The following is a 20,653-nucleotide window of genomic DNA, read 5'->3' as shown; positions in this document are numbered from 1 at the left end:
CCCCGGTGTCCGGGCGTACCACGCCGGGAGGCTGCGGCGGGAGCGCCGCGCCCGGTAGGCTCTCCGTGTGATCTTCAAGCGCATCGGAAACGGACGGCCCTATCCGGCCCACGGCCGGGACCACACCCGGGAGTGGTCTGACGTGGCCCCGCGCCCGGTCCGCCTGGACCAGTTGGTGACCACCAAACAGCAGCTGGACCTGGAGACCCTGCTCGCCGAGGACTCCACGTTCTACGGCGACCTCTTCGCCCACGTGGTCAAGTGGCAGGGCGACCTCTATCTGGAGGACGGTCTGCACCGCGCGGTGCGCGCAGCGCTCCAGCAGCGGCAGGTGCTGCACGCCCGGGTGCTGGAGCTCGACGACTGACGCGCCGGGGGGCGCGCTGGGCGGGGCATTGCCCCGTTCGGGCCCCTCATCAGCAATTCAGCTGATCACATATTGGGCCATGGCGATAAGTCTGACTACGCTGCCGTCATGAGCATGTTGACGCCCCCTGGCATGGGCGGCAAGAAGTTCCGTGTCACGGGCGACCGTTACCCGCGTATGCGCCGCCCGCGCCACCGGCGCAGGGTGCTCGCCGCGCTCGGCACGGTGGCCGCGCTGGGTGTGCTGGGCTTCGGAACGGTGCAGCTGGTCGACGTGTTCACCTCGGACGGCTCCGGCGAGCGCGACCGCTCCACCCAGGCGAAGTCCGCCGCCGGCGGCGGCGAGACCTGCGAACCGACCACCGAGGCCGCGGCCCCGCCGGAGGCCCCGGAGCCGACGTCCGTCACCGTCAACGTCTACAACGCCACCACCCGCACCGGCCTCGCGCAGGAGACGGCCGACGCGCTCGCCGAACGCGGCTTCACCATCGGCGAGGTGGAGAACGCGCCCGAGCCGCTCGACGGCCGCGTCGAGGCGCCGGGGCTGGTGCTGGGCGCCGAGGCGGCCAACGCCTCCGGCGCGGTCGGGCTGGTCACGGCCCAGCTGGCCGGCGCGGAGACCGGCGACCCGGAGACCGCGGGCGAGGCCGGCGCGACCGGCCCCGCCGCCGTCGACCTGGTGCTCGGCGACGGCTTCACCAACCTGGCCACCGCGGAGGAGGCCGAGGTCCACCTCGCGGAACTGGCCGTCCCGGTCACCGAACCCGCCCCGGACGACGCGGACTGCTGAGCGGCACGACCGCCGCCCCCGGTCGGCCGGACCCACGCCGGCGGGCGGGCTACGCCGTGCCGTACATGCGGTCGCCCGCGTCACCGAGGCCGGGAACGATGAAGCCCTGCTCGTTGAGGCCCTCGTCCAGCGCGGCCGTCACCACCGTGACCGGCGCGTCGGCCAGCTCCGCCTCCATCCGTTCCACGCCCTCCGGCGCGGCCAGCAGGCAGATCACCGTCACGTCGTCCGCGCCCCTGCGCATCAGCTCGTCGACCGCGACCACCAGCGTGCCGCCGGTCGCCAACATCGGGTCCAGCACGTAGACCTGGCGGCCCGACAGGTCCTCGGGCATCCGGTTGGCGTAGGTGGACGCCTGGAGGGTCTCCTCGTCCCTGATCATCCCGAGGAAGCCGACCTCCGCGGTCGGCAGCAGCCGCACCATCCCGTCCAGCATCCCGAGCCCGGCCCTGATGATCGGCACCACCAGCGGCCTGGGGTGGGAGAGACGCACGCCCGTGGTCGTGGTGACCGGGGTGCGGATGTCCACCTGCTCGGTGCGGACGTCACGGGTCGCCTCGTAGGCCAGCAGGGTGACCAACTCGTCGGCCAGCCGCCGGAAAGTGGGGGAGTCGGTGCGCTCGTCGCGCAACGTGGTCAGCTTGTGCGCCACCAGCGGGTGGTCAACGACATGGGTCCGCATGTGTTCGACAGTAGCGAACGCCCCGGAGCCCGCCGCCGGCACCGCCCCCCGCCGTTCCCCGGCGCTCCGTGTGTGACCCCCCGGTGGACATGGTGCGCCGCATCCGTGGAGAGTGGGGACCGGCAGCGTCGGAACGAGAACCGGGAAGACCACAGGCGGACATACCGTTGGCGAACTGCCGAGTTACCCGACAGCGCATCCCTTATCTGCCACGATGCTTAAGGGCACTGCCGAACCGAGTGGGGAGAGTCACGGTGTACTTCACCGCACTGCTCGCGCGGACCGATCATGGTTGGGAAGCGAGTGATACAGAGCTTGACGACGTGGAGAGCCTCGACGAGTTGGCGGAGCTGGCCCGGGCGGCCGTCTCCGACGACGAGACGGTGCTGATCTGCGTCGAGCAGGAGGGCGCGTGGTTCGGGCTGGTCCGCGTCGACGGCGAGGACGACCCCCGCGTCTTCGTCTCCGACGCCGCCCGCGCGATGCGCAGCGCGTACGGCGAAATCCTGCTCACCGACGAACTCCTCGGCCGGGCACCGACGTCCCCCGACGCCCTGGAGCGGATGGTGGACCTCGACGGCACCGAGGACGGCTCGGCCGAGGGCGAGGCGTCCGAGGACGGCGACGACGACGAGGAGAGCGGCGAGTCGGCGCCGCGCGGCCCGGTCGGCGACGCGGCCCTGCTGAGCGACCTCGGCATCGAGACCGCGACCGTGCTCACCCTCAGCCCCGACGACGCGCTCGGCGAGATCGCGGACGCGCTGGGCTGCGCCGACGTCCTGGAGGCGGTCAGGTGACGGCCGACAGGTGAGCGACCCGCTCCGTGACCCCTGGCGCCCGGCCATGCGCCGGGCGCTCGCCCAGGCCGCGCTCGCGGGCGCGGCCGGCGACGTGCCCGTCGGCGCCGTGCTGTTGGGCCCCGGCGGGCCCGATGCCGCACCACTCGCCGAACACCACAACGAACGCGAGGCCGGCGCCGACCCCACGGCGCACGCCGAGGTGCTCGCGCTGCGCGCCGCCGCCGGGCGCCTCGGCGACTGGCGGCTGACCGACTGCACCCTCGTGATCACCCTGGAGCCGTGCACGATGTGCGCGGGCGCCGCCGTGCTCTCCCGGGTGGGACGCGTGGTCTACGGCGCGCACGACGCGAAGACCGGCGCGGCCGGCTCCCTCTGGGACGTGCTGCGCGACCGCCGTCTCAACCACCGCCCCGAGGTGGTCTCCGGCGTGCTCGCCGACGAGTGCGCCGGGATCCTCACCGACTTCTTCCGCACCCCGCGCCGGCAGCCCCCGCCCCCCACCGGTTTCGAACCACGGCCCACGGTGGGTTAGGCTCTCTCTCGGTAGCGTGTCCGAGCGGCCTAAGGAGCTCGCCTCGAAAGCGAGTGTGGGGGCAACTCCACCGAGGGTTCAAATCCCTCCGCTACCGCTGCGAGCAGCACGTACGAAGGCCCGGTCCCCCGCGTGGGGGACCGGGCCTTCGGCGTTCACGCCTCCTCCCGCACCCACGAGACCCCGCGCGCGCCCCGCGCCGCCCTCGTTCTGGTGTGCTGGGTGTCCCCCTCGCATGACGGGCCGTCCGCGGAGCAGCACTGAGGGGACGGCATCGTCCCCTTCCCTGCGAGGTGCGCACATGTCCGTGACCAGCGAATCCGTGACCGAAGAACCCGACGTCCGCGCCGTGCTCCGGCTCGCCTACGGCGGCCAGTTCGCCAAGGCCCTGGCCGAGGCCGTGCGCCTGGGCCTGCCCGACCTGGCGGGCGACGACTTCGTCCCGGTGGCCGACCTCGCGGCGGCGACCGGGACCCGGCGGGAGGTGCTCGACGCGTTGCTGCGCACCCTGGCGCTGGCCGGCACGTTCGCACCGGACGGGGCGGGCGGCTACCGGCTGTCCGCCCCGTTCGCGCCGCTGCGCGCCGACCATCCGCGGTCGGTGCGGAACATGTGCGTGCTGATGGCCGGCCCGTACACCGACGCGTTCAACGGCCTCGGCCGGACGCTGACCGGCGGCGAGTCCGGCTTCCGCGGTGTCCACGGCGCCGACCTCTACCCCTATCTGACGGAGCATCCGGAGACCGCCGCGGTCTTCGACGCGGCGATGGCCGAGTTGTGCCGCCCGACCGCGCACGCGCTGGCCGGCGCCTACGACTTCGGCGAGGTGCGCCGGGTGGTGGACGTCGGCGGCGGGGACGGCACCCTGCTCGACGCGTTGCTGACCCACGCGCCGTGGCTGGAGGGCGTCTGCCTGGACCGGCCACCGGTCTGCGCGCGGGCCGCCGCCCGGCCGCACGCGGCCGGCGCGCGGCTGACGTTCCGACCGGCGGACGTCTTCGCCGAGGTCCCGGCGGACGGTGACCGGTTCCTGCTGAAGAACGTGCTCCACGACTGGTCACCGGATCTCCAGCTGCGGCTGCTGGAGAACGTGCGCGCCGCGCTGGCCCGCACCGAGGGGGCGCGGCTGCTGGTGCTGGAACCGCTGTTCGAGGGCGAGGAGGGGGCGGCGCACGCGTTGGCGCAGATGGTGATCTGCCACGACGGGTCCCGGCCGTTCACCGCGGCGGCCCTGCGCGCGCTCTTCGACCGCGCGGGGCTGGCGCCGCTCCGCACGGAACGCCTCGCCTGCGGCCACCACCTCTTCGAGTGCGTCGCCACGTCCCGTCCCCAGGGGCGGCCCGGTCCCCGGGAGCGGAGCGCGGGTCAGTCGGCGCAGGCGGGGCAGACGCCCCGGTAGGTGACCTCCACGTCGGAGACCGTGAAGCCGAAGCGCTCGGCGGTCGGCAGGTCGGCCAGGGGGTCGCCGCCCGGGCGCACGTCCCGGATCGTGCCGCAGCGCGAGCAGACCAGGTGGTGGTGGGGGCGGTGCCCGTTCGGGTCGTAGCGCTTGGCGCGGCCGTCCGTGGAGACCTCGGTCACCTCACCGAGGGTGACCAGCTCGCCCAGGGTGTTGTAGACGGTGGCGCGGGAGATCTCCGGCAGGCGGCGGGTGGCGAGGGCGTGCACCTCGTCGGCGGTGAGGTGCACGTGGTCGCCGTTGAGCACCTCGGCGACGACGCGTCGCTGCGAGGTCAGCCGCCAGCCACGTCCGCGTAGTCGCTCCAGCAGGTCGCTCATGGGGTTCACCTATTCACGTCTGACGGGATACGCACAGTTAACCAGGGGAAGTCCGAGTTGGGAAGAGATACGGCCTTGGTTCGCTTCTTGACTTGTACTCTGTCCATCGTAGGATCGGTTCCGGTGGTAGCCAAGGGGCAGGTAGACCCCGATCGGCCCCGTGGAGGAGCCCCAGCGGCGGCAACCGGGTCGACGCCACCACCGTTGGTCGCCGAACCACCGTGATCCGCCCCGGGCCGGAAGGATTCCCATGTCTGAGAACCAAGACGCCGTCGCAGACGCCACGTCGGAGGGGGCCGGAGGCTGCCCCGTCGCACACGGGCGCGCCCCGCACCCGACACAGGGCGGCGGCAACCGCCAGTGGTGGCCGAACCGGCTGAACCTGAAGATCCTCGCCAAGAACCCGGCCGTGTCGAACCCGCTCGACGAGGACTTCGACTACGCCGCGGCTTTCGCCGCCCTGGACCTGCCCGCGGTCAAGCGGGACATCGCCGAGGTGCTGACCACCTCGCAGGACTGGTGGCCGGCGGACTTCGGCCACTACGGCCCGCTGATCATCCGGATGGCCTGGCACAGCGCCGGCACCTACCGGATCAGCGACGGCCGCGGCGGCGCGGGCGCCGGCCAGCAGCGCTTCGCCCCGCTCAACAGCTGGCCGGACAACGGCAACCTGGACAAGGCCAGGCGTCTGCTGTGGCCGGTGAAGAAGAAGTACGGCCAGAGCCTCTCCTGGGCCGACCTGCTGATCCTCTCGGGCAACGTCGCGCTGGAGACGATGGGCTTCGACACCTTCGGCTTCGCCGGCGGCCGCGAGGACGTGTGGGAGGCCGAGGAGGACGTCTACTGGGGCCCGGAGACCACCTGGCTCGGCGACGAGCGCTACACGGGTGACCGCGAGCTGGAGAGCCCGCTCGGCGCGGTCCAGATGGGTCTGATCTACGTCAACCCCGAGGGCCCCAACGGCAACCCGGACCCGATCGCCGCCGCGCGCGACATCCGCGAGACGTTCGGCCGGATGGCCATGAACGACGAGGAGACCGTGGCGCTGATCGCCGGCGGTCACACCTTCGGCAAGACCCACGGCGCCGGCCCGGCCGACAACGTGGGGGCCGACCCGGAGGGCGCGCCGCTGGAGGCGCAGGGCCTGGGCTGGAAGAACGCCTACGGCACCGGCAAGGGCGGCGACACCATCACCAGTGGCCTGGAGGTCACCTGGACGCCGACCCCGACGAAGTGGGACAACACCTTCTTCGACGTGCTGTTCGGCTTCGAGTGGGAGCTGTTCAAGAGCCCGGCCGGGGCCAACCAGTGGCGGCCGAAGGACGGCGCCGGCGCCAACGCCGTTCCCGACGCGCACGACCCGTCGAAGCGGCACCAGCCCACGATGCTGACCACCGACCTCGCGCTCCGGTTCGACCCGGTCTACGAGCCGATCTCGCGGCGCTTCCACGAGAACCCGCAGGAGTTCGCCGACGCGTTCGCCCGCGCCTGGTTCAAGCTGACCCACCGCGACATGGGCCCGGTCGCGCGGTACGTCGGGAGCGAGGTGCCGAGCGAGACCCTGATCTGGCAGGACCCGCTGCCGGAGGCGACCTTCGCGCCGCTGTCCGCCGAGGACGTCGCGGCGCTCAAGGAGCGCGTGCTGGCCTCCGGCCTCTCGGTCTCCGACCTGGTCTCGACCGCCTGGGCCTCGGCCTCCTCCTTCCGCGGCAGCGACAAGCGCGGCGGCGCCAACGGCGCGCGTCTGCGCCTCGCGCCGCAGCGCGACTGGGAGGTCAACGACCCGGAGCGGCTGGCCGGCGTGCTGCGCACGCTGGAGGAGGTCCAGGAGTCGTTCAACGGCGAGCAGTCCGGCGGCAAGGGTGTCTCGCTGGCCGACCTGATCGTGCTCGCCGGTGGTGTGGGCGTCGAGAAGGCGGCGCGGGACGCGGGCGTCGACGTCGAGGTCCCGTTCACCCCGGGCCGGGTCGACGCGTCGGCCGAGCAGACCGACGCCGACTCGTTCGCGGCGCTTGAGCCGCAGGCGGACGGCTTCCGGAACTACGTCGGCAAGGGCACGCGCCTGCCGGCCGAGTACCTGCTGATCGACCGCGCCAACCTGCTGACGCTGAGCGCGCCCGAGCTGACCGTGCTCGTCGGCGGTCTGCGCGTCCTGGGCGCCAACCAGGGCGGTTCCTCGCTCGGTGTGCTCACCGACCGGCCGGGGACGCTGACCAACGACTTCTTCGTCAACCTGCTCGACCTGGGCACCGAGTGGCACCGCGCGGACGAGGACGGCGACACGTTCGAGGCGCGGGACGAGGCCACCGGCGAGGTCCGCTGGACCGGCAGCCGGGCGGACCTGGTCTTCGGCTCCCACTCGGAGCTGCGGGCGCTCGCCGAGGTCTACGCGAGCGACGACGCCAAGGAGAAGTTCGTGCACGACTTCGTCGCCGCCTGGCAGAAGGTGATGGACCTCGACCGGTTCGACGTCGCCTGAGCGATCACCGGCTGCTCGCCGGCGATCGCCGGTTACTCGCCGGCTGCCGCGCGGTCGCCTGCCGACCGCGCGGCGGCCGCTCGCCGAGCGTTCGCGGCGTGTGCGTATCCGCGCGATTTCGCGCGTTCGCGTCCACTGCCTGCTCGCTGAGTGACCGGTTATGACCCGACGGCCCCGTGCCGCCCCTCCCCCGAGGCGGCACGGGGCCGTCGACCTGTGGGCCGTCCGGGTGAGCGGTGGCTACACTGCGGTCCTCGGAGGTGGACATGTCCCTGGCACTGGCGAGGCGGATCGGCCTCTATCTGCTGGCCGTCGGCGTGGTCTACTCCGTGCTGAGCGAGCCCGCGCGGTCCGGCGAGTTCGTCCAGCTGGCCTTCACCGCGCTGGCCGACGCCGCGGACGGACTGCTGGCGCCGTTGAACCGCTGAACGCGCGGAACGCGTTGAACCGTTCCAGCGGACCCCGGGGGCGCCTCACGCCCCCTTCCCGCCGCTTCTCGGCCACTTCCTGACTCGCCCGCGCGACACCGGAATTGACCGAAGGCCCTCGACTCCTTTCGCATGACCAACACGTCGTGAACGGGTGCTTGCACACCGTGCGCATGTCTTGTGATGCTATGACTGCTTTTGCGGCGAGTGCACCGTGAAGGGGTGGTCGGCAGGTGGCGGTGACGCAGTCCGAAGGCGCCAGGTCCCGCGTGCTCACGCAGTCGCTCTGCGAACGGCTCGCCCGGCTCCAGGCCGGCACCGCCGAGCACAGCCGCGTCCGGGAGACGCTGATCGAGACGAACCTGCCGCTGGTCCGCTACGCCGCGCTGCGCTTCCACAGCAGGAACGAACCGATGGAGGACATCGTCCAGGTCGGCACGATCGGCCTGATCCACGCCATCGACCGCTTCGACCCCGCGCGGGGGGTGCAGTTCGCCACGTTCGCCCTGCCGACCATCGTGGGCGAGATCCGCCGCTACTTCCGCGACAGCGTGCGCGGCGTCCACGTGCCGCGCCGGCTGCACGAGCTGTGGGCGCGGGTCTGCTCCGCCGGCGAGGAGCTGACGGCGACGCTGGGCCGTTCGCCGACCACCGGCGAGCTGGCGGAACGGCTGCGGCTGCCGGAGGAGGACGTGCTGGCCAGCATGGAGGCCGGACGCGCCTACCGGGTCTCGTCGCTGGAGGCGGCCAGGGACCACGAGGAGGGCGCGCCGAGCCCGATCGACCGGCTCGGCTACGAGGACCCCGGGCTGGCCGGCGTCGAACACCGGGCGCTGGTACGGCATCTGCTCGTGCAACTCCCGGAACGCGAGCAGCGCATCCTGGTGTTGCGCTACTACCGGGACCTGACGCAGTCCCAGATCAGCGACGAACTCGGTGTTTCGCAGATGCACATCTCCCGGCTGCTGGCGCGCTCCGTCACCAGGCTGCGCTCCGCAAATCCGATCGAGAGCTAAGCCGGACGAAGGACCAACTCCGGGAACTCAGGCCCCTGCTGTGCCGTTTTATCGACATGAAGCTACATCGCGTTGATGACATGTGACATTCTGTTGGAACCGCGTTTGGCAAGGCGGCAGCTCCGGTATCCACGAGAGGGTGCCTCTCGTGGAGTCATGCCTGAGGTGTCCGCCGCGACCCGTCCCGCCGACCTCAAGGGGGTGGCATGTCCGTAGAACTGGGCAGCTCCAAGGTGCTCACCACAGCCGGCACGCCGCACGATCCCGCGCCGCCCGACGCCTCGGTGCCGCACGCGGCTCCCGCCGAGACCGACAACCTCGACACCCGCACGCTCTCGCGCTCCCTCTTCCAGCGCCTGGCGACGCTGGACGCCGACAGCCCCGAGCGCGGCTACGTGCGGGACACGCTGATCGAGCTGAACCTCCCGCTGGTGCGCTACGCGGCGGCCAGGTTCCGCAGCCGGAACGAGCCGATGGAGGACATCGTCCAGGTCGGCACGATCGGCCTGATCAAGGCGATCGACCGTTTCGACTGTGAACGCGGCGTCGAGTTCCCGACGTTCGCTATGCCGACGGTGGTCGGCGAGATCAAGCGTTTCTTCCGCGACACCTCCTGGTCGGTCCGGGTCCCCCGGCGGCTCCAGGAGCTGCGGCTGGCGCTCACCAAGGCCAGCGACGAGCTGTCCCAGCGGCTCGACCGTTCCCCCACCGTGGCCGAGTTGGCCTCGGCCCTCGGCGTCACCGAGGACGAGGTGGTCGACGGCCTGGCCGTGGGAAACGCCTACACCGCCAGCTCGTTGGACTCCCCCTCCCCCGAGGAGGACGGCGGCGAGGGCTCGTTGGCCGACCGCCTCGGGTACGAGGACACCGCGCTGGAGGGCGTCGAGTACCGGGAGTCGCTCAAGCCGCTGCTGGCGAGGCTGCCGGCCAGGGAGCGGCGGATCATCATGCTCCGCTTCTTCGGGAACATGACGCAGTCGCAGATCGGCGAGGAGGTCGGCATCTCCCAGATGCACGTCTCCCGGCTGCTCACGCGCACGCTCCAGCAGCTGCGTGAGGGGCTGACCGCCGAGGAGTGAGGGACGGGACCGGCGGGGTGGCCGCCGGTCCGAGGGGAGCGGTGGCCTCCGGGCAGGACCGCTCGCCGGTTCCGCACGTCGGGCGTGACCGATCAGGGCGCGCACGGAGACGACCGCACGACCGGGCACGACCCGGCGAGCGCTGACGACAGATCCGTCGAGAACAACCGATCCCGCAGAACAACCGATCCCGCAGAACGAGCGATCCCGCGAAACAACCGATCCCGCGAAAGGTCCGATCCCTCGGAACCACCGAGTACGACCGCGGCGGACCGACCCACGCATGGTTCCGCTCGCAGAATGACCGAGACAGCTCCACGGACGCACGGACACCCAGGCACGGAGAAGCCCGGGCGCCGGCGTCGAAACGGCGATGACACGGCGGCCGCACGACCACGGCCGACGGGGGCCGCGCCGCTTCCGGAGCGCGGCTTTTGAGCCTCCGCGCCTTCGCGCCGTCCGCGCCTTCGCGCCGGCGCGCGAACCCGCGACGGGCGCCGGTGCGCGCCCGCGACCGCCGCGCACGCCGTCATGCGACGTGCGCGTACCCACTCCCGCCTCGGCAGCCGCCTTGCCGGCTGACGCCGCTTCGGCCCTCTCGTCGGAGGCGTGCCCGAACCGTCAGCCCAGCAACAGCCAGGCGACCACGGCGAGCACGACGACGCCCACCACGCCGCCCACGATCAGGCCGAGCGACGGCCCGGACGAGGCCGGGGTGTGCGGGGAGTGCGGAGCGGCCGGGCCCGCGCCGGCGGACGAGGGGCCGGACGTGGGACCGTCGTTGACGAAGGCCTGGAACATCTGCGTGCTGCCGGCCGGGTCGACGTCCTGCGGGCCCTGGGGGCCTTGGGGTGCTTGGGGATTGTGCGCCATGCCTGCCGACCCTAGCGAACACCGCCCGTCTCGGCACAGCCGGTCACCGGCCTTTCGTGGCCCGGCGGGTGCGCCGGGCCGGTGCGCCGGGCGACCGGGGCAGCCGGGACCGTTGCCGACGCATCCGCCAGCTTTCACACCGTTCACCCGCCTTTCGGCGGAGCGGTCTTCGGCCGGTTCCGGAACCTGCCCCGCTCTCTTGCGGGGCAGGTGCAGCGCCTGTGCAATGAAGGCCCCCCACGAACACGACACCTGGATGTGATGTCCATGAGCGGTGCCAGGCGTTCCCCCACCCGCCGCTGGCTCGCCGGCGGAACGGTCCTCGCCCTCGGTCTGACCTCCCTGCTGGCCGCCAACGCCCAGGCGGAGCCCGAGCCGACGGACGTGCGGCCCACGGAGGTCGTCTTCGTCGACGACTTCGACGGCGCGGCCGGCTCGCCGGTCGACAGCTCCAAGTGGCAGATGGACCCGGGCGACAACGCGAGCAACGCCGAGCTGCAGTACTACACGGAGGGCACCGACAACGCCCAACTCGACGGCGAGGGCAACCTCGTCATCACGGCGACCGAGGAGGGCGCCGCCAACCACCAGTGCTACTACGGCACCTGCGAGTACACCTCGGCGCGGATGAACACCTCCAGCACGTTCGCCGCCGAGTACGGCCGCGTCGAGGCGCGCATCAAGCTGCCGCAGGGGCAGGGCATCTGGCCGGCGTTCTGGATGCTGGGCTCCGACTTCCCCGGCGTTCCCTGGCCGGACAGCGGCGAGATCGACATCATGGAGATGGTCGGGCACGAGCCGGGCACCGTCCACGGCACCGTGCACGGGCCCGGCTACTCGGGTGGCGAGGGCATCGGCGCCAGCTACTCGCTGCCGAACGGCGAGATCTTCGCCGACGACTTCCACACCTTCGCCATCGACTGGGCGCCGGACTCCCTCGTCTGGTCGGTGGACGGCCAGGTCTACCAGGAGCTGACGCCGGCCGATCTCGGCGGCGACGCCTGGGTCTTCAACAAGCCGTTCTTCATGATCCTCAACGTCGCGGTCGGCGGCAACTGGCCCGGCCCGCCGGACGACTCGACCTCGTTCCCGCAGCAGATGGTCGTCGACTACGTCAGCGTCACCACCGGCTGACCGTCCTCCCGCCCCCGGCATCACCGTCCCGGGGGCGGGGCGGCCGCTCCCCGGGAGGGTCCGGAACCAGCCGAACGGCCCAGCGCCGACCGGAATAGCGCGCGCCGCCGGGACCGTTCCCCGGCACATGGCACACAACCTGGCAACGGAGCTGGGCCCGGTCGGGGTCTGGCAGTCCACGCTCACCGGGGACGACGGCGCCCCGACCCCGGAGTTCGTCGACGGGGCGAGAGAGATGGAGGAGTTGGGCTACGGCGCCCTCTGGCTCGGCGGCAGCCCCCGGGTCGGACTGGCGGGGCCGCTGCTCGCGGCCACCTCCACCCTGTGGCTGGCCACCGGCATCGCCAGCATCTGGGACGACGAGCCGGCGGCGGTGGCGGGTGAGACGGCGGCGCTCCGGGACGCGCACGGCGACCGCTTCGTGCTCGGTCTCGGCGTCAGCCACGCGGCACTAGCCGGCGAACGCTACCGGCGGCCCTACGCGGCGATGGTCTCCTACCTGGACGCCCTCGACGCGGGTGACCGTCCGGTCCCGGCCGACCGCAGGGTACTCGCCGCGCTGGGGCCACGGATGCTGGAGCTGTCGCGCGACCGGGCGGCGGGCGCGCACCCCTATCTGGTCACGGAGGAACACACGGCCGGGGCGCGCGCGACGCTGGGACCGGACGCGCTGCTGGCGCCGGAACTGAAGGTGGTGGTCGACACCGACCTCGCGCGGGCGCGCGAGACGGCGCGCGCCTATCTGTCGCGCTACCTCCAACTCCCCAACTACACGCGCAACCTGGAGCGCCTCGGCTTCGCGCCGGAGGACTTCGACGGCGGCGGCAGCGACCGGCTGCTGTCCGAGGTCTTCGCGCTCGGGGACGTCGACGCGGTGCGGCGCCGGGTCGACGCGTTCCTCGCGGCCGGCGCCGACCACGTGGCGCTCCAGGTGGTGACGGAACACGTCGGCCGGGAGCTGCCGCTCACCGTTCTCCGCGCGCTGGCCCCGGCGCTGCCGCGCTGACCCGGGCTCCCCGGGGCGGCGCGCGGTTTCCGCCACGGCGGCGAACGGCGCCCGCCCGGGGAGACGCGCCCGTGCGCGCGGCGGTGCGCCATGATGGGCGTTATGACCGTTGATGTGCATCTCGCCCAGCACCCGGAGGCCGACGCCCTGCTCGGCCGGAGCCCCCTCGCCGCACTGGTCGGGATGCTGCTGGACCAACAGGTGCCCATGGAGTGGGCGTTCACCGGCCCGTACACGCTCGCCACCCGGCTCGGCGAGGACGACCTCGACGCGCGGCGGATCGCGGCGATGGACCCGGAGGAGTTCGCCGCGCTCTTCTCGACCAAGCCGGCCATCCACCGCTACCCCACCTCCATGGCCAAGCGCGTCCAGGAGCTCTGCCGCCATCTGGTCACCCACTACGAGGCCGACGCGGGCGCGCTCACCCGGGGGGCCGACAGCGGCGCCGAACTCCTCAGGAGGCTGCACGCCCTGCCCGGCTTCGGCAGGCAGAAGGCACAGATCTTCCTGGCCCTGTTGGGCAAGCGCTTCGGCATCACCCCCGAGGGCTGGCGCGAGGCCGCCGGCCCCTACGGCGAGGAGGGCTCGTACCGCTCGGTCGCCGACATCACCGGACCCGAATCCCTGGCCCGGGTCAGGGAGTCCAAGCAGCGGGCGAAGCAGGTGGCCAAGGAGGCGTCGAAGTAGCCCGGGTGGGCCCTCCGGAAGGGCCCGTACCCTCGCACCATGGGAACGGAGAACGGCGCCCCCGCCGGACGCCTCCTCGCCTCGGGGCGCACGGCCGATGTGTACGCGCTCCCCGGCGGTCGGGTGCTGCGCCGCTACCGGCACGGACGGGACGCGGGGCCCGAGGCGACGGGCGCGACCCTGGCCGGGCTGCTCGACCGACTCCACGCGCTGCCCGGCGGCCTGGTCCATCTCGACCTCCACCCGGAGAACGTGCTCCGGACGGCGCGCGGCCCCGTCGTCATCGACTGGTGCAACGCGCGCGAGAACCGGCCCCCCGGCCGGGACCGTGCCGTCTCGGCGCTGATCCTCGCCGAGGCGGCGGCGGGACCCTATCCGGCGGCCGGGCCCGTGCTGACCGCGCTGCTCGACCATCTGCGCCCGGCGGGCGGCGGCGAGGGCCAACCCCCCTTCACCGAGGCGGAGCTGACCTGGGCCGGCGACCTCAGGCGCGCCAACCCGACGCTCGACGCCGCCGAGAAGCGCACCCTCGACCGCGCCCTGGAACGGCTCGCCGAGCAGGCCGCGCGGGCGCCGGGGCGCGCCAAGGGCGACCGTTGACCCTTCGCGCCCGACCGTGCACCGGGAGTGGCGTCCGACGCGCACCGTGGCGCGCCGGCCACCCATTGACGCGACGGCGCGACAGCGGGCGCCAGCAACCTCAATTTTTGCTCTGAGAGCAGACCCGGACCTTTTGCTCCCTCGTGGTTCGGGCATGGTAGGGGGTGACCAAGCCGACATCAGGCGGCATACCGTCCACGCTTCCGGAGCCCGGCGCATGAGCAGCGACCCCCACAGCCCCGACCGTCGAGGCCCGGGAGCTCCCGGCCTGGAGATCGGCACCATGGCACGCGACGTCACCAGCGACCAGGTCGGCCGGGTCATGGCCCACCTCTCCGGACGCGTGTATCTGCGGCCCCCGGGCGGCGGCCGCGAGTGGACGGCCAACCCGGAGGATCTGCGGCCGATCAGCGCCAGCGAGTCGCTGCGCGCCCGCGTCGCCGAGGCCAACCGCCGCGCCGTGCGCGGCACTCGCTGACCCCCGCGCCGCTTCCCCCCACGCCACCAGCCCCCACGCCTCCAGCCCTCACGCCTCCACGGGCCGTCACGCCACCCATCCCTCATCGCGATGAGTCCCCCTCACGCCACCAGGCAGAGGCCGTCGCAGACATAGAACCCCAGGTCTCCGCAGCCGTCCCGAAAGACGCAGTCGGGAGCGCGCCGACCGCACCCGAAGCCCGCGTCACACCAGTCGCTTCCTTCGGCACACTCGCCGGTCGGCCGGGCCGCCAGCCGCACGGACACCGGCGCGCTGCCCGGCACCGCGGGCCCCAGGCTCCCTATCAGCTCCCGAGCCGCCTCCCTCCCGAAGGCGGCCTCCGCCGACTCCCGCAACTCCCGGGCCCGCCGGATCGGTTGACGCCCGGCGTCGAAGTGCCGGGGCTCGGAGGCGAGCAGCAGCACCCCGTGGTGGACCCCGGCCTGCTCGGGAGAGAACGCCGGCCTGGTCTCCGCGTAGGACCGCAGGTGGTCGAGCCAGAAGCGGGACTTCAACTCCGGCGTCAGCGCGGTGTACAGCGCGCGGCGGTAGGTCATCGGATAGCGGATGATCTCGGCGAACCGCGTCGGTGCAGCCGCACCCCGCTCGGCCACCCACGCGCGGGCCGCCGCACAGGAACGCTCGGCGAACGCCGGCGTCCGCCCGGCGAGCACGATCCCCGCCGCCACCCCGAGGCCCCCGACCACCCACCACAAGCGCGCCCCGCTCCGCCACCGCCCACCCGCCCCCGGCCGCACGGGCTCCGGGCGCCCCCGCGCCTCCCGCCACAAGCGCGCCCCGCTCCGCCACCGCCCACCCGCCCCCGGCCGCACGGGCTCCGGGCGCCCCCGCGCCTCCCGCCGCAGCCGCCCCAGCGCGCCCAACACCCGTACGGAGCGCCGTAGTCCGAGCCGCCATCCGAGCCGCGTGGCCATCGCCGCCCCGCTCCAGGCGCCCACCGCCTCGCCCCCGGGGTCGACGGCGAAGAGCGTCGGCGCCCTCCTACGCGCCCTCGCCCAACCGACCACCTCCGGGTGCTCCAGCGGCAGCACCTCGACCCGACCGTCGCACGCCCCGGCCCACCGCCGACGAGACTTCCCGGCAGTTCGCGCACGAGCCGTCAAAGGCCAGAACCCACCGCACCGCACCGACCGACATCCGCGCTCACCCTCCGTAATGCTCACGCGCTGACCTGCCCATCCTCAGCCGCCCCACCCTCCCCTCACCAGAGCGCGCGGGTGCCTTCAACAGCGCCCTGCCCACCCCGCGCGCCCCCGTTCCGCAACCAGCCCCGCCGCGTTCGCCGCACGCGGGTCGCCTCTCACCGGCCGACCCCGCCTCGCGGCAGGCGAACGTGTCGACACCACCGCGACCGCCCGAGGACAACCCAGAACGCGTCGCCCCTTCGTCGCCTCCCGGGATACCCGGCACGGTTCGCGAAGTTCCGCTCCGCGGCACACGTCGGCGCGCGTAGGGGGCGAACCTTCCGGCACCCTGGGAACGTTGAGGAGGAACCATGGCACTTCCCCGCAAGGGCAGCCGACGCGTCGTCGTCAACGGCACGGCCTTCCGATGGCGGGTGCGCCGACGCCCGACCTACGTCCAGGGCATGGCCTGGACCCCCTGCACGTTCGCGGCCGAGCACGCGGGGACCCCGGGCACGACCCTGGTCGTCACCACCGACCAGCCGCACCCGAGCAACTGGCTGGGGCGCGCGGCCCGCCCCGTGCTCCCGCGCGACGTGGCACAGGCGATCGAGCACGCCCTCCACCACGGCTGGACCCCGACAACCCCGGGGCCCCCGTTCCACCTCACCTGGCCCATCGGCGCCCCTGAATAACGACGAAGCCCCGACCGGCGAGCCGGTCGAGGCTAGAGTCGGGGCGGCGCATGTCCCGCCACAGGAAACCCGCCCGCCCATGCCCGTCACCCGTATCCACTGGGACGACCTTCCGCTCGACGCCCGTCACGCCGTCGAACAGCACGTCGGCCGCGTCCTCCACGCCGAGACCGCACCGGCCGGCCTGAACTCGGGCATCGCCGCCACCGTCCGCACCGCCGGCTCGACCCTGTTCATCAAGGGAGTGCCCACCGACCACCCGCAAACCGGCACCCAGCAGCGCGAGGCCGCGATCAACCCCCACCTGCCGGCCGCGTCCCCACGCCTGCTCTGCCACGTACGGGCGGGCGGCTGGGACCGCTCGACCTTCCCGTTGTGGCGGGGCGTGTAGGGCTTGGTTTTCTGGTGTCTGGACTGGTTGCCGGCGATCCCGGCGAAGTCGCCGGATCTGTAGCAGGCGCCGTCGTCGGTGACGATCCGCTGGATGTGATCGATGCCGTGGGCGGCGTACCAAACCTTCGCTCGGGCGAGGAACGACGCCGCGGTGGCACCCTTCTCATCATCCAGCGGTTCGGTGTAGGCGAGCCGGGAGTGGCTGTCGACGTTCGAGTGCAGGTAGACGTATCCGCGCTTCACTCCGGCCGCCTTTGCTCGACCCGCAGCCTTGGCCTGAACGCTGTTGCGACCGTGGATCCGCCAGCCCCCGCCGTCGAGGATCCGGCCGACTTTCGTCCAGGTGAGCCATGTGTCCCGGCCAGCGGGCAACGATCTTGCCCGGTCGGCGGTCTCGACCTGATCGCCTCGGATGTCGACGGCGTTGCAGCGTGAGCTGCTGCTCGTCTGTGGGGCGCTTGCCGCAGAGAACGGGGCGGGGGGCGTGAGGCCCGAGGCGCGGGTCCTGTCGCGGACGCCGTACATGGCACAGCGGGTCCTGATCGCACCGAGCCGTCTGAGTTCTTCGCCCGTGTCAGCGAGAGGGACGCTGATCTTCAGCGCCCGGCAGGGCCGCTACTTCAAGGAGCCGGCGCTGCGCGCGGACTTCGCGTTGCGCACCTGCAGCGGGTCACGTCTCGGAGCAGCGGGCCAAGGCGCGCCAGGCGGAGACGAGCGTTGTGTTCAGTTCCGCGTCGAGTCGCGCCCAAAGCCTCCACTCCGTGCTGTCCTCCGCGGAGATGACCAGCAGGCAGGCATCCCAGTTGCTGTCGCTCACCTGGGCAGGGGTGGGACCCATGTGGGGTTGGGCTGCAGTCAGGAGACAGTCGTGGGTCTGGTCCAATCCTGCTGCGAAGTTCGCGATCTCCGGCCAGTTGAAACCCACCCCCTCAGGCGTCTCTGTGACTCTCTGCTCGAACTCCGCCATGGGGCTACCTTCCGGCGCCTGACCGGTCCCGAAAAAATCCCAGAGCCGCCATTCCCATTCATTGACCGGCACCACGGAGAGAATATCGTTCAGGCCGATGAGGCTTTTGCCGGCCCACATGGGAATACGCAGGGATTCGCTCATGACGGCCACTCCAGGGGGACAGCAGGACCACGCTGGGGGGTGCCGCCGGTGGGGTTGGGTTGATAGTCGTGCTGGTGCGGATTCTCATGGTTGGCGGGTCTGTTGTGATCAGTGAAGTCGATGTCTCGCACGGGATTACCATCACCATCGAACTCACGAGCTTGGGGGTAGCTGTCTCTGCGCCCGGTCCGGCGGCCGAGCTGGGTGTGCGGGAACGGAACGTCGGGTTGCGGGTTGCCATGCCGGTCTCGGGGAAGCGGCCGGTCCGGGAACGCCTCGCCAGTCGGCTGCGGACGGGACGGCGGGGTACTGCTCGGGTTGTCCGGCGGATGCGGGGCCAAGCCCAGTGGATCGCACCACGAATGAGGGTTGTGTACGTACGCATAATGGTTCGGCGCCGGAGACAGCCCTGTGGGGTCGGGAGTGGTGTAGCGAGCTGTGTCCGGGTCGTAATGGCGATGATAATTGTAATGCCAGCCGGTTTCCCTGTCCGCGTATTGCCCGGGGAAACGCAGCGGCACCGTCTCCGAGTCGAGGCTGCGCTGCGGAAGCCCCCACAAAGAAGACTGATTCTGCCAGACGATCTCCCCGCCAGCCGTGACCAACTCGGTCGGTGTACCTACCAGATCGGTGACCACGGCGAAAAAGTGCTGGTCAGTCTCCTGCTGGGAGGGGAGTGCCTCCACCGCCACCTCTCCACCGGATGCGATCTGAGCCAGGGGGCGCGTTCCCTGGTAGAACCAGGTGAGGGTAGAGCCCTGTCCAGGGCCCATCGTCGAAGCCTGCTCTGTGAGCACGGTCCCCGACCAGACGAAGAGGATCTCCTCGGCTACTGCCCCTTCCTCGTTGAGGCGCACTTTGGCTATGCGTCGTCCCAGCGGGTCGTATCGATATCGCCACAGCGTGCCGTCGGCACTGATGGTCCGCACCAGCCGGTCTTCGGCATCCCACTCATACTGCCAACTGTCCGGCTTTCGCGAAAGGCGAACCCGCTGTCGGCGAACAGTGCGCCCAGCCGCGTCGTAGCTGTACCGGTAGCGTCCAGCCCTGTGCACTTTCGTGCCTTGGTAAGTGAGTTCTTCTGGTGCTTCACCCGTCGCTCGCTCGGAACGCACCAGGTTTCCCATAACGTCATAGCTGTATTGTTCTGTCCGGGCTGGACCAGTCATGGCCGTAACCCTGCCGATCGCGTCCAACTCGATGGCGACACTGCCCTCGACGCCGTTGTCGATCGAGGTGAGAAAGTGGTCGGCACGATAAGAGAAGGCACGCTTGTGGAGAGGACGTTCACCAGCCGAGAGTTGTTGCTCGATCAGACGTCCTGCAGAATCCCACTGTTGGGTCAGGCCGAAGTCGGCGCCCAAGCGACGGCCTACTTCGTGACCCACGTGGTCGTATTCGAAGGCCATACTCTCACCCGCGGAGTCGAGTGCGAGGGGGCGTCCCAGGAGGTCGTAGGACCAGTTGGCCACCCGGCCGCCCGGGGTGCTCATGCGAAGCGGTCGACCTACGGGGTCATATTCCTGAACCAGAGACCTTCCGTTGACCGATTCCCTCGTGACACGGCCCAACGCATCACGCGCAATCACCAGCTCCGCGTCCGGGTTGGCGGAATAGATCAGACGTCCCTGGGCATCGTGACGGAAGGTGGATTTAATTCCGTCGACCTGCTTCTCGGAGATGAGCCCCAACTCGTCATAAGCGTATGTGACGGTCTGGCCGAGTGCGTTACGCCGCTCTACGAGCTGTCCTGCAGGATCCAGCCGGTAGTCGATGGAATGGCCATCGAAGTCCTCCTCCCGCACAAGTCGGCCGGCTGGGTCGTAGGTGTAGCGCCATACGTCGTTCCGTGGGTTGACGATCGCAACGACTCTCAGCTCTGTGTCACGATGAAACACATAACGGGCGCCACCCGAATCGACGCGGCCTGTGAGCAGGTCGAATGGACCGTACTCGTTGCGAGTGACTCCACCGTTCTCGTCCGTATGGGACAGGCATTTTCCCTCGGCGTCCCAGACCCAGTACTGCTGGTTGCCCAACTGGTCCACCTGTTGGAGAGGCCATCCCTCCACGGCCCTGCTGATGCGGCTGACGCCGCCAGCGGCATCGGTGATTTCCACTACTCGCCCGAAAGCATCCCGAACACAACCGGTCACCCCTCCCAGCGGATCAACAAGCGAGACGGGCAGACCCGTCGGGGCGCAAGTGACCCGGGTGACGGCGCCGTCGCCAGTCTCTATGGAGGCGAAGCCGCCGTGGTGATGATAGGTGTAGCGAGTTGCCTGGTTGGTGGGGTCCAGGAGGGTGGTGCGATTGCCCGCGTCGTCGTATGTCTGCCGCCAGACCGCGCCGTCGGGCTGTCTCACTGTGGTCGGCAGCCCCAGCTCGTTGTACTCCCACTCCGTTCGCAACCCGTCTGGGCGGGTGAGGGAGGTGAGGTCGCCGCGCTCGTCGTATTCGTAGCGGGTGGTGTGGCCGAGGGGGCTGGTGGTGGTGAGGGTGTGGTCGTAGCGGTCCCAGGTGTGGGTGGTGGTGTGGCCGAGGGGGTTGGTTTCGGCGGTGAGTTGGTAGCTGTCGTTG

Annotated in this window: 22 protein-coding genes, 1 tRNA gene and 1 pseudogene; 17 read left to right on the top strand and 7 right to left on the bottom strand. The window is 71.4% G+C overall.

Annotated features, from left to right (window positions below; genetic code table 11):
- The first annotated feature begins 67 nt into the window (after window positions 1-67).
- Both CRP51_RS27380 and CRP51_RS27375 read left to right on the top strand, forming a co-directional pair.
- Window positions 68-367, top strand: a complete 300-nt coding sequence (locus CRP51_RS27380) for a type II toxin-antitoxin system VapB family antitoxin (protein ID WP_097234055.1) — start codon at window positions 68-70, stop codon at window positions 365-367.
- Between the two features lie 108 nt (window positions 368-475).
- The gene (locus CRP51_RS27375) at window positions 476-1,156 is read left to right on the top strand and encodes a LytR C-terminal domain-containing protein (protein ID WP_097234054.1); all 681 of its coding nucleotides are present in this window, start codon (window positions 476-478) and stop codon (window positions 1,154-1,156) included.
- Between the two features lie 49 nt (window positions 1,157-1,205).
- On the opposite strand, the gene upp is transcribed toward CRP51_RS27375, so the two are convergent.
- On the bottom strand, window positions 1,206-1,838 hold the full coding sequence (gene upp, locus CRP51_RS27370) for a uracil phosphoribosyltransferase (protein ID WP_097234053.1): 633 nt from the start codon (window positions 1,836-1,838) through the stop codon (window positions 1,206-1,208).
- Window positions 1,839-2,092: 254 nt separating this feature from the next.
- Here upp and CRP51_RS27365 point away from each other — a divergent pair, with 254 nt between their 5' ends.
- The 4 genes from CRP51_RS27365 to CRP51_RS27350 all read left to right on the top strand — a co-directional run bounded on the left by CRP51_RS27365 (window position 2,093) and on the right by CRP51_RS27350 (window position 4,569).
- The gene (locus tag CRP51_RS27365) at window positions 2,093-2,635 is read left to right on the top strand and encodes a tRNA adenosine deaminase-associated protein (RefSeq protein WP_097234052.1); all 543 of its coding nucleotides are present in this window, start codon (window positions 2,093-2,095) and stop codon (window positions 2,633-2,635) included.
- A 46-nt stretch (window positions 2,636-2,681) separates the two neighbouring features.
- Window positions 2,682-3,170 (top strand): tRNA adenosine(34) deaminase TadA, encoded by a 489-nt coding sequence (gene tadA, locus CRP51_RS27360; protein WP_097234067.1) that lies wholly within the window; start codon window positions 2,682-2,684, stop codon window positions 3,168-3,170.
- A gap of 10 nt (window positions 3,171-3,180) precedes the next feature.
- Window positions 3,181-3,267, top strand: a tRNA-Ser gene (locus tag CRP51_RS27355).
- A gap of 210 nt (window positions 3,268-3,477) precedes the next feature.
- A complete protein-coding gene (locus tag CRP51_RS27350; RefSeq protein WP_141514687.1) occupies window positions 3,478-4,569 on the top strand; it encodes a methyltransferase in 1,092 nt (363 codons plus the stop codon).
- On the opposite strand, the gene CRP51_RS27345 is transcribed toward CRP51_RS27350, so the two are convergent.
- Window positions 4,536-4,949 carry a Fur family transcriptional regulator gene (locus CRP51_RS27345; RefSeq protein ID WP_097234050.1) on the bottom strand — a complete coding sequence of 138 codons (414 nt, stop codon included), beginning with the start codon at window positions 4,947-4,949 and terminating at the stop codon, window positions 4,536-4,538. The two genes, CRP51_RS27350 and CRP51_RS27345, sit on opposite strands and share 34 nt — an antisense overlap.
- Window positions 4,950-5,199: 250 nt before the next feature.
- On the opposite strand from CRP51_RS27345, the gene katG reads away from it, so the two are divergent.
- The 4 genes from katG (at window position 5,200) to CRP51_RS27330 (ending at window position 9,951) form a co-directional block, all read left to right on the top strand.
- Complete coding sequence (gene katG / locus CRP51_RS27340; protein WP_097234049.1) at window positions 5,200-7,428, top strand: catalase/peroxidase HPI; 2,229 nt, start codon at window positions 5,200-5,202, stop codon at window positions 7,426-7,428.
- Between the two features lie 266 nt (window positions 7,429-7,694).
- Window positions 7,695-7,856 (top strand): hypothetical protein, encoded by a 162-nt coding sequence (locus CRP51_RS29060; protein WP_170970705.1) that lies wholly within the window; start codon window positions 7,695-7,697, stop codon window positions 7,854-7,856.
- 233 nt (window positions 7,857-8,089) lie between these two features.
- Window positions 8,090-8,872 carry an RNA polymerase sigma factor SigF gene (locus tag CRP51_RS27335; RefSeq protein ID WP_097234048.1) on the top strand — a complete coding sequence of 261 codons (783 nt, stop codon included), beginning with the start codon at window positions 8,090-8,092 and terminating at the stop codon, window positions 8,870-8,872.
- Window positions 8,873-9,078: 206 nt separating this feature from the next.
- Entirely contained in the window at window positions 9,079-9,951 is an 873-nt protein-coding gene (locus CRP51_RS27330; protein ID WP_097234047.1) for an RNA polymerase sigma factor SigF, read from the top strand.
- Window positions 9,952-10,572: 621 nt separating this feature from the next.
- Here the strand turns inward: CRP51_RS27330 and CRP51_RS27325 are convergent.
- Window positions 10,573-10,824, bottom strand: a complete 252-nt coding sequence (locus CRP51_RS27325) for a hypothetical protein (protein WP_097234046.1) — start codon at window positions 10,822-10,824, stop codon at window positions 10,573-10,575.
- A 267-nt stretch (window positions 10,825-11,091) separates the two neighbouring features.
- On the opposite strand from CRP51_RS27325, the gene CRP51_RS27320 reads away from it, so the two are divergent.
- From CRP51_RS27320 to CRP51_RS27300, 5 genes are all read left to right on the top strand, one after another.
- Window positions 11,092-11,958, top strand: coding sequence for a glycoside hydrolase family 16 protein (locus CRP51_RS27320; protein ID WP_097234066.1), 867 nt, complete (start codon window positions 11,092-11,094; stop codon window positions 11,956-11,958).
- A 127-nt stretch (window positions 11,959-12,085) separates the two neighbouring features.
- Complete coding sequence (locus CRP51_RS27315) at window positions 12,086-12,964, top strand: LLM class F420-dependent oxidoreductase (RefSeq protein WP_097234045.1); 879 nt, start codon at window positions 12,086-12,088, stop codon at window positions 12,962-12,964.
- A 102-nt stretch (window positions 12,965-13,066) separates the two neighbouring features.
- Window positions 13,067-13,651, top strand: a complete 585-nt coding sequence (locus CRP51_RS27310; protein ID WP_097234044.1) for an HhH-GPD-type base excision DNA repair protein — start codon at window positions 13,067-13,069, stop codon at window positions 13,649-13,651.
- Window positions 13,652-13,690: 39 nt separating this feature from the next.
- On the top strand, window positions 13,691-14,251 hold the full coding sequence (locus tag CRP51_RS27305) for a phosphotransferase (protein ID WP_097234043.1): 561 nt from the start codon (window positions 13,691-13,693) through the stop codon (window positions 14,249-14,251).
- Between the two features lie 217 nt (window positions 14,252-14,468).
- A complete protein-coding gene (locus tag CRP51_RS27300; RefSeq protein ID WP_245880839.1) occupies window positions 14,469-14,729 on the top strand; it encodes a hypothetical protein in 261 nt (86 codons plus the stop codon).
- Between the two features lie 101 nt (window positions 14,730-14,830).
- Here CRP51_RS27300 and CRP51_RS27295 read toward each other — a convergent pair whose 3' ends face one another.
- Window positions 14,831-15,781 (bottom strand): bacteriocin fulvocin C-related protein, encoded by a 951-nt coding sequence (locus CRP51_RS27295; RefSeq protein ID WP_097234041.1) that lies wholly within the window; start codon window positions 15,779-15,781, stop codon window positions 14,831-14,833.
- A 464-nt stretch (window positions 15,782-16,245) separates the two neighbouring features.
- Between CRP51_RS27295 and CRP51_RS27290 the strand changes: the two genes are divergently transcribed.
- Window positions 16,246-16,569, top strand: a complete 324-nt coding sequence (locus CRP51_RS27290; RefSeq protein ID WP_097234040.1) for a hypothetical protein — start codon at window positions 16,246-16,248, stop codon at window positions 16,567-16,569.
- Between the two features lie 79 nt (window positions 16,570-16,648).
- Window positions 16,649-16,960, top strand: a complete 312-nt coding sequence (locus CRP51_RS29860) for a hypothetical protein (protein WP_141514686.1) — start codon at window positions 16,649-16,651, stop codon at window positions 16,958-16,960.
- Here CRP51_RS29860 and CRP51_RS29855 read toward each other — a convergent pair.
- The 3 genes and pseudogenes from CRP51_RS29855 to CRP51_RS27270 form a co-directional block, all read right to left on the bottom strand.
- A pseudogene (locus tag CRP51_RS29855) lies at window positions 16,891-17,398 on the bottom strand (transposase family protein); the annotation flags it as partial. The gene CRP51_RS29860 and the pseudogene CRP51_RS29855 overlap by 70 nt on opposite strands.
- Before the next feature lie 234 nt (window positions 17,399-17,632).
- Complete coding sequence (locus CRP51_RS27275; protein ID WP_097234038.1) at window positions 17,633-18,073, bottom strand: hypothetical protein; 441 nt, start codon at window positions 18,071-18,073, stop codon at window positions 17,633-17,635.
- Window positions 18,070-20,653: RHS repeat-associated core domain-containing protein (locus tag CRP51_RS27270; RefSeq protein WP_212616024.1), on the bottom strand; the 2,584-nt coding region annotated here is incomplete at its 5' end. The genes CRP51_RS27275 and CRP51_RS27270, both read right to left, overlap by 4 nt.

This window comes from Streptomyces zhaozhouensis, assembly GCF_900230195.1.
Taxonomy (GTDB): Bacteria; Actinomycetota; Actinomycetes; order Streptomycetales; family Streptomycetaceae; genus Streptomyces; species Streptomyces zhaozhouensis.
The sequence above is the reverse complement of the archived record's forward strand: the minus strand, read 5'-3'. Positions and strand labels throughout refer to the sequence as shown.